General features: G+C 53.4%; 11 protein-coding genes and 1 pseudogene. 8 read left to right on the plus strand and 4 right to left on the minus strand.

Going from position 1 to position 12,707, the window contains the following annotated elements; translation table 11 throughout:
• Positions 1-81: 81 nt before the first annotated feature.
• Both ACOTX7_RS13190 and yebS read right to left on the minus strand, forming a co-directional pair.
• Positions 82-2,715: a PqiB family protein gene (locus ACOTX7_RS13190; protein ID WP_125358995.1), complete on the minus strand. Its 2,634-nt coding sequence runs from the start codon at positions 2,713-2,715 to the stop codon at positions 82-84.
• On the minus strand, positions 2,684-3,967 hold the full coding sequence (gene yebS, locus ACOTX7_RS13195; RefSeq protein WP_221256134.1) for a paraquat-inducible protein A: 1,284 nt from the start codon (positions 3,965-3,967) through the stop codon (positions 2,684-2,686). Before yebS ends, ACOTX7_RS13190 begins: the two co-directional genes overlap by 32 nt.
• 132 nt (positions 3,968-4,099) lie before the next feature.
• Here yebS and ACOTX7_RS13200 point away from each other — a divergent pair, with 132 nt between their 5' ends.
• From ACOTX7_RS13200 to htpX, 4 genes are all read left to right on the plus strand, one after another.
• On the plus strand, positions 4,100-4,597 hold the full coding sequence (locus tag ACOTX7_RS13200) for a GAF domain-containing protein (RefSeq protein WP_006811006.1): 498 nt from the start codon (positions 4,100-4,102) through the stop codon (positions 4,595-4,597).
• A gap of 96 nt (positions 4,598-4,693) precedes the next feature.
• A complete protein-coding gene (gene proQ / locus ACOTX7_RS13205) occupies positions 4,694-5,380 on the plus strand; it encodes an RNA chaperone ProQ (RefSeq protein ID WP_006811005.1) in 687 nt (228 codons plus the stop codon).
• Positions 5,381-5,399: 19 nt separating this feature from the next.
• Positions 5,400-7,448, plus strand: a complete 2,049-nt coding sequence (prc, locus tag ACOTX7_RS13210; protein WP_221256133.1) for a carboxy terminal-processing peptidase — start codon at positions 5,400-5,402, stop codon at positions 7,446-7,448.
• Between the two features lie 193 nt (positions 7,449-7,641).
• Positions 7,642-8,523: a protease HtpX gene (htpX, locus tag ACOTX7_RS13215; RefSeq protein ID WP_003859899.1), complete on the plus strand. Its 882-nt coding sequence runs from the start codon at positions 7,642-7,644 to the stop codon at positions 8,521-8,523.
• Between the two features lie 51 nt (positions 8,524-8,574).
• On the opposite strand, the gene ACOTX7_RS13220 is transcribed toward htpX, so the two are convergent.
• On the minus strand, positions 8,575-9,948 hold the full coding sequence (locus ACOTX7_RS13220) for an MFS transporter (protein ID WP_221256132.1): 1,374 nt from the start codon (positions 9,946-9,948) through the stop codon (positions 8,575-8,577).
• 178 nt (positions 9,949-10,126) lie between these two features.
• On the opposite strand from ACOTX7_RS13220, the gene kdgR reads away from it, so the two are divergent.
• Complete coding sequence (kdgR, locus tag ACOTX7_RS13225; protein WP_006811002.1) at positions 10,127-10,918, plus strand: DNA-binding transcriptional regulator KdgR; 792 nt, start codon at positions 10,127-10,129, stop codon at positions 10,916-10,918.
• A 62-nt stretch (positions 10,919-10,980) separates the two neighbouring features.
• On the opposite strand, the gene ACOTX7_RS13230 is transcribed toward kdgR, so the two are convergent.
• On the minus strand, positions 10,981-11,220 hold the full coding sequence (locus ACOTX7_RS13230; RefSeq protein WP_148385365.1) for a YobH family protein: 240 nt from the start codon (positions 11,218-11,220) through the stop codon (positions 10,981-10,983).
• A 160-nt stretch (positions 11,221-11,380) separates the two neighbouring features.
• On the opposite strand from ACOTX7_RS13230, the gene mgrB reads away from it, so the two are divergent.
• The 3 genes and pseudogenes from mgrB to ACOTX7_RS13245 all read left to right on the plus strand — a co-directional run bounded on the left by mgrB (position 11,381) and on the right by ACOTX7_RS13245 (position 12,697).
• A complete protein-coding gene (gene mgrB / locus ACOTX7_RS13235) occupies positions 11,381-11,524 on the plus strand; it encodes a PhoP/PhoQ regulator MgrB (protein ID WP_003859906.1) in 144 nt (47 codons plus the stop codon).
• A gap of 74 nt (positions 11,525-11,598) precedes the next feature.
• Positions 11,599-11,883, plus strand: coding sequence for a YebO family protein (locus ACOTX7_RS13240; protein WP_006811000.1), 285 nt, complete (start codon positions 11,599-11,601; stop codon positions 11,881-11,883).
• 669 nt (positions 11,884-12,552) lie between these two features.
• Positions 12,553-12,697, plus strand: a pseudogene (locus ACOTX7_RS13245) (DUF2627 domain-containing protein).
• The last annotated feature ends 10 nt before the right edge of the window (positions 12,698-12,707 follow it).

The raw sequence follows: 12,707 nt of genomic DNA on the forward strand, positions 1-12,707 counted from the left end.
CCACGGGCACACCACAGGGAAACATTCAGGTGCGCAGTGTAACATAAAGGCTCCGGCGCGTTGACACCGGAGCCTGCGAGATTAACGTGGCAGCGCCGTTCCCCATTCGCGCCACTCTTTCGGTTCACTTTCCAGCAGAAGGAAATGTTTTCCTGCCTGCGCCTTAGGTGCCAGAGGCGTACCCGGAGGCGTCGCAAAGGCTATGCCGCCGCGAATGAACTGGTTGAAGGTCCCCGTTTTGACCACGCCACCGGTCAGGCCGAAGTCCAGCGAGTAGCCTGATGCCAGCCAGAACACCGAGTTGTTGCGAACCAGATGCTGATAACGCTGGCTGATGCGCAGGCCGACCATCACGCGATCGGACAGGTTACCCAGCGTCAGGCTCGTGACCGTCCCCACTTCAATGCCGCGGAACAGCACCGGCGTGCCGATGCCCAGCGAACCGGCTTCCGGCACTTCAACCACAATGCTCAGACCGTCCAGATAACGGGAGTCGGTGATGGTCGCCTCCTGCAACTCAAATTCGCGACGTGCGTTGCCGCGACCCGGTTCAACGTTAATGTACGGCTGAAGAATGGTGTCGAGGTGCTCAACCCCTGCGGCAGAAATTTGCGGCGTAACCACCGAGAAGCGCGAGCCTGCCCGGGCAAAGGTCTGTACATATTCCGGATAAAGCACGGCGGTAGCCTGGACTTCATTGCGCGCGGTGATCAGCGTCAGTTTCTGGACCTGCCCGATATCAATGCCGAGATAGCGGATGGGCATGCCTTCCGCCAGTTTACCGGCGTCAAAAGTGTGTAGGGTAATCTGCCCCCCGACGGCGCGCGCCGCGGTTTCAGACGGGAAGAGGATCCGCTTGTCACCTTTACGCATGTTGCCGCCCGCGCCGCTCAGGTTATCAAAGCTGATCGCACCGCGCAGGGCACGGGAGAGGGGAGAGGCCTGTACGGTCAGCCCGTTGCCGTTAAGCTGCACTTTCGCGCCGCCTTCAGCCCAGAACACGCTGTTTGGCGTGAGCAGCTTGCGGTATTCCGGTTTGATATGCAGCTCGATATCAAACGCGTCCGCCCGGGGACGAACGGTGATCACTTCCCCGACCTCAAACTTACGATAAAGCACGACGGAGCCTGCCTGGACATCCGGCAGCGTTTCAGCGCTTAAGGTCAGCGTGGTGGTCGGCAGGTCGCCCAGGCTGTTTTCAATGGCCTTGTCCAGATTGGCGAACAGCGGATAGCTCTCGCGCAGCGCACCCTTGCTGCCCGGCAGAATGCGGATCCCGCCGTTAACCCACTCGCTGGCGCTGGCGCCGAGGAACTCAACCCCGTCCAGACCCACCTTCACGTCGACCCGGCTGTTAACCACAAATTTACTGTCGCCGTGGACCAGATTGCTGTACTGCGGATCGATGGCGGCGGAGAAGGAGACCCCTTTTTCCGACAGCTTACGTTCGAGAACCTGGCCCACCTGCACACCGTGCAGGATCAGCGGTTGCCCGGCTTCGATACCATAGCTTTCCGGCGCATTCAGCGTCACCGTCAACACACCTGGTTTTTGCAGCAGGGCTTTATCCGCTGGTGCGATAACGAAGTTTTTATTCGGCGCACCTTCACCGGGGATCAGTTCAAAGGTACTGCCCGTCAGCAGAGAACTGATGCTGGCGTCGCTGAGGGAGAGCTTCGGATTACGCAGTTCAATGCGCGTTTTTTCCCGCAGGAGATCCACCACGCTCGGATCCACCGTCATTTCGCCGGTAACGGAGCCGCCCGCATTGAGGGTTAGTTTTGTTAACTGACCGACCTCTAATCCCTGATACATCAGCGGGGTCGAACCGGCTTTCAGGCCTTTGGCATCCGGCAGGGTCAATTTGACGATGACTCCGCGCTGGCTGTGCGCAAGGTCAGCGTACAGGCCAAAGGTATCTTCTGCCTCGGCAGGGCTGGAGTCAGCAGGTGAGTCGAAGGCGATAGCGCCATTCACCAGCGCCGCCAGGCTCTCAAGCTTCACTTTCGCGCCGCTTAAGCTCAGGTCGGCATCGACGCCGGAGACGTTCCAGAAGCGGCTGCCTTTTTTCACCAGGCTGGTAAAACGCCGTTCGATGAGTACATCAATGGTCACGCCATCTTTGTTCGGGTTAATGGCGTAATCGTAAACGCGGCCCACCGGAATTTTGCGGAAATAGACCAGAGAACCACTGTTCAACGAGCCGAGATCCGGCGCGCGGAGGTGGATCATCAAATCGCCGTTATTCAGCCGGTATTTCGGCTGGGTATCCAGCGCAACAAAGTGATCCTGTGGCTCACCTTTCCCGGGCATCATGCCGATATAGTTACCGCCGACAAGCGCATCCAGCCCGGAAACGCCAGCCAGGGAGGCTTTAGGCGTGACCAGCCAGAACTGCGTTTCGGCGCGCAGGGCATCCTGCATGTCAGACTTAATGCTCGCCCGGACCTGGATTTTGTTCAGCCCTTTGCCGAGGGAAATATCCTGCACGGTGCCCACTTCCACCCCCTGGAAGCGAACGGGGGTGCGTCCGGCGACAATGCCGTCCGCAGACTGGAAATCAATCGTGATGGTACTTCCGCGATCTTCATAGGTCGTCCAGATAAGCCAGCCTGCGATCATCAGCGCGATCACAGGCAGCAACCAGAATGGCGAAATGCGGCGTTTTGTTTTAATTCTCGCTTCAGTCGGCGAAGCGGGCGTTTCCTGACTCATGTGCGTCCCAAAGTAAGCGGCTGTCCAGCCATTCCACTGCAAGAATAGTCAATATCACCGCAGAGCCGAAATAAAAAGCTGCGGGTCCCATGGTAAAAGCAAGTAACTGATCGCGATTGATGAGCGACATCATCAGCGAAATCACGAACAGATCCAACATCGACCAGCGACCAATCCAGGTCACGAATCGCAGAAGCAGGATGCGGGTGCGTAGTCCTTGTTTGCATTTAAAGTGAATGCTAATAAGCAGCGTAAACATCACCACCACTTTGGTAAAGGGCACCAGAATACTGGCGATGAAAACGATGGCGGCGACCCCCACGTTACTGTGCGCCAGAGAGATAATCCCTGAAAGGATAGTATCTTCCTGACGGGCGCCGTTCACATAAATCACGGAGATCGGCAGCATATTGGCCGGGAACAAAAAGACCAGAGAGGCAATAAGCGCCGCCCAGCATTTTTGCAGGCTGTTGTTGCGCCGCAATCTTAACGGAATGTGGCAGCGCGGGCACCTCCCGCGTTTATCCGGGAAACCGGTGTAATGACACCCCAGGCAGACGCGCAGGTTTTCATCAGGTCGGGTCGCGGGGCGCTGAGGGTAAAATCGCTCCCAAAGCTGTTCAACATTCAGATGAATCAGGGTCAAAATACTCAGCAGGACCAGCGAAATAAACGCGAAAAGGCCAATGCCGGGCTGTAAAAAAGCATAGTCCTGCACCTTGATGGAGGCCACACCCACGCCGACCAGATAGATGTCCAGCATGACCCACTCTTTGAGCTTTTCCAGCATCAGCAGGACCGGGCGCAGGTTCATCCCCAGGATGTTGCCAAACCACAGGTAGGCAATTGCCGCGACCAGTACCAGTGGGGCGCCGACGACGCAGAACAGCACCATGGCGGCCGTAAGCGGATCGCCCTCGCGCGTCATCTGCCAGATCCCCTGCAACACGTTAGCGTCAATACGCACGCCAAGGAGGTAGAGCTTTAACAGCGGCTCGGTCCAGGCGAAGGGCATCAGCAGCAGCATGGTGACCGCCATGGCCGCCAGCCGCGTCAATGACCAGTCCCGGCCATCGCGAATTTTGGCATCGCAGCGAGGACAAAAAGCGCTTTGGTGCGATTTCATCTTCGGCAACATAAAAAGCGTATCGCACTGCGGACAACGCTGATAATGTGCACGAGGCAGAGCCTGGCTTACCGTACGGACAACGATCTTTCGTGTCGGCGTAATTTGGGGTGTTTTTAGGGCCATCAGTCGCACACAGATAAGTATTGTTGAAAGTTATAATAACTCATGAACGGATTCATCTTGAGCATGAGTGCATTTAATGCTTATTTTAATAGGCTATGCGGTAAATATGTAAGTTAACTAAGTGATTGAATAATGAACAAAACAGAATTCTACGCGGATCTGAATCGCGATTTTAAGGCATTAATGGCGGGGGAAACCAGTTTCTTAGCCACTCTGGCAAATACCAGTGCGTTACTGTTCGAACGCCTTTCTGACGTGAACTGGGCGGGCTTTTATCTGCTCGAAGGTGACACGCTGGTGCTGGGGCCTTTCCAGGGGAAACTCGCCTGCGTGCGTATCCCGGTAGGTCGCGGCGTGTGCGGTACCGCAGTGGCGACCCGGCAGGTTCAGCGTGTCGAGGACGTTCATGCGTTTGACGGCCACATTGCCTGCGATGCCAGCAGCAATTCTGAAATCGTACTGCCGCTGGTGGTTAAAAATCAGATTATTGGCGTTCTGGATATCGACAGCACGGTCTTCAGTCGCTTTACTGCCGAGGATGAGCAGGGGTTGCGCGCGCTGGCGGCAAACCTGGAAAATGTTCTGGCAGAGACCGATTATCATAAATTCTTTGCGAGCGTCGCAGGATAATCAACGGATAACGTAGCATTTACTGATAGCGTCATTATAATGTCGCCTGTTCATGCCTGCGCTTGTTGGCAACGTCCGTTGTAATCAGGAAATTTCATGGAAAATCAACCTAAGTTGAATAGCAGTAAAGAAGTTATCGCATTTCTGGCCGAGCGTTTCCCGCAGTGCTTCAGCGCTGAAGGTGAAGCGCGTCCTCTGAAAGTCGGTATCTTTCAGGATTTGGTCGCGCGCGTTGAGGGGGAGATGAACCTCAGCAAAACGCAGCTTCGTTCTGCCTTACGCCTTTATACCTCGAGCTGGCGTTACCTGTACGGTATCAAGCCGGGTGCGACCCGTGTCGACCTCGATGGCAACCCGTGCGGTGAGCTGGACGAGCAGCACGTAGAACATGCGCGTAAGCAGCTTGAAGAAGCCAAAGCTCGCGTGCAGGCACAGCGTGCGGAACAGCAGGCGAAAAAACGCGAAGCCGCAGCGGCTAACGGTCAGGAAGACGCCCCTCGTCGCGAGCGTAAACCGCGCCCGGCGCCGCGTCGTGCTGAAAATAACGATCGCAAACCGCGTGCTGACAAACCAGCAGCTAAAGCCCCACGTGCGCCGCGCGAAGAGCCGCGCCACACCCCGGTTTCTGACATCAACGCGCTCAGCGTGGGTCAGTCTCTGAAGGTTAAAGCGGGTAACAACGCGATGGACGCCACCGTACTGGAAATCACCAAAGATGGCGTTCGTGTACAGCTGACTTCTGGTATGTCAATGATTGTACGCGCAGAACACTTGTTGTTCTGAAACGGAGGCCGAGCCTGGCATGAACACTTTTTTTAAGCTCACCGCGCTGGCTGGCCTGTTTGCTATAACAGGCCACGCTTTCGCTGTGGACGATATTACGCGTGTAGATCAAATTCCGGTTCTCAAGGAAGAGACTCAGCACGCGACGGTGAGTGAGCGCGTGACGTCGCGCTTTACTCGTTCGCACTATCGTCAGTTCGATCTCGATCAGGCCTTTTCGGCCAAAATCTTTGACCGTTATCTGAACTTGCTGGATTACAGCCATAACGTACTGCTGGCCAGCGATGTCGAACAGTTCGCTAAACGCAAATCCGACGTGGGTGATGAGCTGCGCTCCGGAAAGCTGGATCTGTTCTACGATCTGTACAATTTATCGCAAAAGCGCCGTTTTGAACGTTATCAATACGCGCTGAAGGTGCTGGAACGTCCGATGGACTTCACCGGCAACGACACCTTTAATCTGGACCGCAGCAAAGCGCCATGGCCGAAAGACGAGGCTGAACTGAATGCGCTGTGGGACGGAAAAGTCAAATATGACGAACTGAGCCTCAAGCTCACGGGCAAAGACGAAAAAGAGATTCGTGAGACGTTAAACCGTCGCTACAAATTCGCTATTCGTCGTCTGGCGCAGACCAACAGTGAAGATGTTTTCTCACTGGCGATGACCGCGTTTGCGCATGAAATTGATCCGCACACCAACTATCTCTCTCCACGCAACACCGAACAGTTCAATACCGAAATGAGCCTGTCTCTGGAAGGCATTGGTGCGGTGCTTCAGATGGACGATGACTACACCGTGATCAACTCCATGGTGGCCGGTGGCCCTGCGTCGAAAAGCAAAGCGATCAGCGTAGGCGACCGTATTGTCGGTGTCGGTCAAACCGGAAAGAGCATGGTGGACGTGATTGGCTGGCGTCTTGATGACGTTGTTGCGCTGATCAAAGGGCCGAAGGGCAGCAAAGTTCGCCTGGAGATCCTGCCAGCCGGTAAGGGGACCAAAACCCGTATCGTTACTCTGACCCGTGAGCGTATCCGTCTGGAAGATCGCGCGGTGAAAATGTCGGTGAAAACCGTGGGTAAAGAGAAGGTTGGCGTTCTGGATATCCCAGGCTTCTACGTTGGCCTGACCGACGATGTGAAAGTGCAGCTCCAGAAGCTTGAGAAGCAGAATGTCAGCAGCGTGATCATTGACCTGCGCAGCAACGGCGGCGGGGCTTTGACCGAGGCCGTCTCGCTTTCCGGGCTGTTTATCCCGTCTGGCCCGGTGGTACAGGTGCGTGATAACAACGGTAAAGTGCGTGAAGATGCCGATACCGATGGCGTGGTTTACTATAAAGGTCCGCTGGTGGTGCTGGTCGATCGCTTCAGTGCCTCTGCATCGGAAATCTTCGCTGCTGCCATGCAGGATTATGGCCGTGCGTTAATCGTCGGCGAACCGACGTTTGGCAAGGGCACCGTGCAGCAGTACCGCTCTCTGAACCGTATTTACGACCAGATGCTGCGCCCTGAATGGCCGGCGCTGGGTTCAGTACAGTACACCATTCAGAAGTTTTACCGCGTCAACGGCGGCAGTACGCAGCGCAAAGGCGTTACGCCGGATATCCTGATGCCGACAGGTACTGAAGAGACGGAAACGGGCGAGAAGTTTGAAGATAACGCGCTGCCGTGGGATAGCATTGATGCCGCGACATTCGTGAAATCGGGTGATATGAAACAGTTCGGACCGGAACTGCTGAAAAATCACAACGATCGCATCGGGAAGGATCGGGAATTCCAGTACATCATGAAGGACATCGCACGTTTCAACGCGCTTAAAGCGAAACGGAACATTGTCTCTCTGAATTACGCCCAGCGTGAAAAAGAGAACAATGAAGATGACGCAACACGTCTGGCGCGTATCAACGATCGCTTCAAACGTGAAGGCAAGCCTCTGCTCAAAAAACTGGACGATCTGCCGAAGGATTACCAGGAGCCCGATCCGTATCTGGACGAGACGGTGCATATCGCGCTTGATCTCGCGAAGCTGGAGAAAGAGAAGCCAGCCGTGCAACCTGCTCCGGCAAAATAATCCCCCAACAGGCACAAGAAATTGTGCCTGTTTCTTTTTGTTCCTCATCCTTCCGTCAGACAGATTTCCAATTGTGTAAAGTTGTGTCTTTCTGGTGACTTACGCCGTCTGGATGCTTGAAAATAGCCGCAATACCCATACGATGTGGGTAATCGCATAGTGCGTTTTGTTAAACTGAGGTTAAAAGAATATTATGATGCGAATCGCGCTCTTCCTGCTCACCAACCTGGCGGTCATGGTGGTATTCGGGCTGGTGCTAAGCCTGACGGGAATTCAGTCGAGCAGCGTTCAGGGTCTGTTGATTATGGCGCTGCTGTTTGGTTTCGGTGGCTCTTTCATTTCACTGCTGATGTCGAAGTGGATGGCACTGAAATCCGTTGGCGGTGAAGTTATTGAGCAACCGCGTAACGATATGGAACAGTGGCTGATGAGCACCGTTGCTCAGCAGTCAAAACAGGCGGGCATTGCCATGCCGCAGGTTGCCATTTACCACGCGCCGGATATCAACGCATTTGCTACCGGTGCGCGTCGTGACGCGTCCCTGGTGGCCGTCAGTACTGGTCTGCTGCAAAATATGAGCCGTGACGAAGCGGAAGCGGTTATTGCTCACGAGATCAGCCACATCGCCAACGGCGATATGGTCACCATGACCCTGATCCAGGGTGTGGTGAACACCTTCGTTATCTTTATTTCCCGTATTCTGGCGCAAATTGCTGCCGGGTTTATGGGAGGCAATCGCGATGAGGGTGAAGAGAGCAACGGCAACCCGCTGATCTATTTTGCTGTTTCGATGGTGCTGGAGCTGGTGTTCGGTATCCTGGCAAGCATCATTACCATGTGGTTCTCCCGTCACCGTGAGTTCCACGCGGATGCCGGTTCCGCGAAACTGGTGGGTCGTGAGAAGATGATTGCCGCGCTGCAACGTCTGAAAACCAGCTACGAGCCGCAGGAAGCGAACAGCATGATGGCCTTCTGCATCAACGGTAAATCAAAATCGCTGAGCGAACTGTTTATGTCTCACCCGCCGCTGGATAAACGTATTGAAGCGCTGCGTAGCGGCGAATACCTGAAGTAAGGCAATCGGGTTGAAAAAAACCGGGCAGGAGAGCTTCTCCGCCCGGTTTTTTTATGCCTGCGCCTTTGGCTGGGTGACCCGAATGCCGCTAATGATCGCCGCGAGGGTCGCCAGTGTCCCTGCGGTAACCAGCGCAACGTGTGTCGCATTCTGCCCGGCAAGGTTAAACATCAACGCCACCATGGCGGCCCCGGTGCTTTGCCCTAACAATCTTGCCGTACCCAGCATCCCGCTGGCGCCACCGCTGCGATGACGTGGGGCCGAGGTGATGATCGTGTGGTTATTGGGAGACTGGAACAGTCCAAAACCGGCCCCGCAGAGGATCATGCGCCAGATAATATCCAGATCTCCCGGTGAGGAGGGCAGGAGCGCCAGCGCAAACAGTCCCACCGCCATGACGACCAGCCCAATCGCCCCCAGCAGTCCGGCATGAACTCGCTCAATAAGGTAACCGGCCAGCGGGGCCATCACCATGGTTGCCAGAGGCCAGGGGGTGAGCAGCAAGCCTGTTTCCACTTCCGAACGACCAAGCACGCTCTGTAAAAAGAACGGCAGCGCAACCAGCGCCAGCATCTGGGCGCAGAACGAACAAATGGAGGTACAAATGGAGAGCGAAAACAGCGGAATACGCAGTAAATCGACAGGTAATAATGGCACCGGCAGGGCCAGCTGACGCCGCACGAAGAAAAAGCCGACGGTGAGCATGGCAACGATTTCTGCGGCGATCAGCGTCAGAGACTGCCCCTGTGCAAAACCGCTGAGCGCGGTAATCAGCAGGCCGAACGTCAGCGCGTTCATCACTGCGCTGGGCAGATCAAAACGCGGCATGGCGCTTTTCGGGCCATTTTCCGGCAAATAGCGCAGGGCGAAGACGATCGCCACAACGCCCAGCGGCACGTTAATGGCAAACAGCCACTGCCACGAGGCAACGGACAGAATGGCGGCGGCAATCGTCGGCCCGGCGGCAGACGACACGGCCACAATAAAAGAGTTAATGCCCATGCCGCGCCCAAGATGGCGATGAGGATAGATGAGTCGTATCAGGGCCGTATTCACGCTCATCAGCGCCGCGCCGCCAAAACCCTGTGCGATACGCGCAAGCGTAAGGGTGTGCAGTGAATCGGAAAGAGCACAGAAGAGCGAGGTGAGGGTAAAGACCACCAGCCCACACTGGTAAACCCGGCGATAACCAAACATATCGCCCAGGAATGAGAGCGACAAAAGGGAAATCACAATCGCTATCTGGTACGCATTAACAATCCAGATGGAGCTTGCGGGAGAAGCATTAAGGTCTTTGGCAATGGTAGGAAGCGCCACGTTGGCAATCGCACCGTCAAGGACAGCCATCGAAATACCGATGACAATAGTGGCAATTGCCCCATACCGTTGCGGTAAGGGCAGGCCATCAGAAACGTTTTTTTGCATGGGAAAAGAATGACTCAACGTGAAATTATTTTCAGGGTAACTATTTTAGCATCGTTATTTCGGTTTTATGTCGCAGATTTGTAACGAAGTAAAGCCAGACAGATTGCAGCACGCATCACACGAATTTATAATAAAAACCGGTTCTGATTTTTATAAAACACTCTCCATGAGGTGATAAATGGCAATCGCAGATTTGGATAAGCAGCCAGATTCTGTTTCTTCCGTGCTGAAGGTGTTTGGCATCTTGCAGGCGCTCGGAGAAGAGCGTGAAATTGGTATTACAGAGTTGTCGCAGCGTGTGATGATGTCGAAAAGCACCGTTTATCGCTTTTTGCAGACGATGAAATCATTGGGTTATGTCGCGCAGGAAGGAGAATCAGAAAAATATTCTCTGACCCTGAAACTGTTTGAACTGGGTGCCCGCGCCTTGCAAAACGTGGATCTGATCCGCAGCGCAGACATTCAGATGCGCGAACTTTCGCGGCTGACGAAAGAGACCATTCACCTTGGCGCACTGGATGAAGACAGCATTGTTTACATCCACAAAATTGACTCTATGTACAACCTGCGCATGTATTCACGCATCGGTCGTCGTAACCCGCTGTACAGCACCGCAATTGGTAAAGTGCTGCTGGCCTGGCGCGATCGCGAAGAGGTGAAGCAAATCCTTGACGGTGTGGAATATAAACGCAGCACCGACCGCACGATTACGAGTACGGATGAACTGCTGAGCGTGCTGGATCAGGTGCGTGAGCAGGGTTATGGGGAAGATAACGAAGAGCAGGAAGAGGGGCTACGTTGCATCGGTGTGCCGGTATTTGACCGCTTCGGCGTTGTCATTGCGGGCCTGAGCATTTCGTTCCCAACGCTGCGTTTCTCCGAAGAGCGTCTTCATGAATATGTGGCGATTCTGCATACCGCAGCGCGCAAAATTTCAGAGCAGATGGGCTATAACGACTATCCGTTCTGATCGACGACCCAACAAAAACGCCGCAACAGTGCGGCGTTTTTGTAAGCAAAATTCAGCGCTGATTAGCCGTTATCAACCACAACAGATGATTTTCGCAGCACAGGACAGTTGGTTAACCCGATGATCCCGCTGTCTGAATGGATGTACTGTGCCGTGCTTACCCCCTGGGCGGTGAGATATTTACACTGGATACCCAGACCCGCGGCATTTTCTTTGCTCCCCATAAGTACGCCATACCCACTTAATAACAGGCCGATCCACACAATGGCCAGTACAATTACCGTACGAATAAGTAAACGCATCGTTGCCTCTTTTTTCTTTGTTGTCATGGAGTAAGCGTAACGGGTTTACGCAGTGAAACAAGTGCACGATTCCGAAAAGAGTCTGTTGAAGGTACAGTTAGCCCCTGTTTAAGATAACCGTGATAACCTGGCTGCATCAGGTCATAAGACGGAGTGTGGAGTGAAAAAAATACGCTGGGTAATTCTGATTATCGTGTTGATAGCATGCGTGGTGCTGTGGACGCAGACTATCAATGTGATGTGCGATCAGGATGTACAGTTCTTTAGCGGCATTTGTTCAATCAATAAATTTATCCCCTGGTAGAGGCCATTTTTACGCTGAGTGATGTCCTTACGTGGCGGCAGTGGTAAAATGGCGGTTTTTACTGAGGTGGTGAAATGGGTGAGTTACTGAATTCGGGGCTGCTGAGCATTGCATCCCTGGTCATGTCTTTGGTGGTGCTGGTCGTTGGGCTGGTGCTGTGGTTCTTTGTTAACCGCGCCAGCTCCCGCACCAACGAGCAGGTTGAGCTGCTGGAAGCATTGCTCGATCAGCAGAAACGGCAGAATGCGTTGCTGCGTCGTTTGTGTGAAGCCAACGAGCCGGAAGCGAAAGAGGTAGCGAAGGACGCCGTTGCTCAACAAGACGAGGAAGACTTCATTCGTCTGGTAGCCGAACGATAGTCTGCCCGGAGCGGGGAGGTGGCCTGACGTACGGCGTAAATCCCCTCCCTAATCAAATGTGCCCCTCAACATCTCTGCATGTAATTAAGCAGCCGTTAACTATTGTTTCAGCATACTGAAAATTGGCGAATATTTATCCTTATTCAACAATTACGGTTTCGTTGAATAAAGAGTGTGCTTTATCTTTCCTGAAGTGTTTTATTTTTATCGAAACGTTTTGCTTGCCTTCTTTTGAGGCAGAGTCATAAAAATTTCATTATTTTGGTGCAGAATAACGCTTATTAAATGGTGGATTTTAATACAGTTAGCAAAATGGAATTAACATCGTATATTCCCTGTCACACATTGGTGCGTTGCAATGTTTTCAGCATAACTTTTCACAAAATGTTCTAACTCAGTCATTACTTTTAAGAAAATCAGGGATTGGGATGGACGCTTTGAAATGATTGAGCTATGTTTAAAAAGTCTTTGATTACAGGGCGCGTCATTGCACCCTGCGGGCAGTCAGGTCAGGTGGTGCCTCATTAGACAATTCGCATAACTGTGCAGATTGTTATGAAGTAAAGCCTGAATTTGTGCGGCGGATCGAGACACGTTTAAAAATGGCTTGCCATATTAAACGTTGTGTGTGATAACACGTTTTGGGTCAAACGAGGTACAGTTCTGTTTATGTGTGGCATTTTCAGTAAAGAAGTCCTGAGTAAACACGTTGTCGTTGAATACCGCTTCTCTGCCGAACCTTATATTAGTGCCTCAAGCAGTAATGTCTCAGTTTTATCTAAGTCAAAGCCTGCGGGCTAAGAAAACACTCTAAGGAATTTTGC

The organism is Enterobacter cloacae complex sp. IR5418 (genome assembly GCF_049238105.1).
Lineage (GTDB): Bacteria > Pseudomonadota > Gammaproteobacteria > Enterobacterales > Enterobacteriaceae > Enterobacter > Enterobacter hormaechei.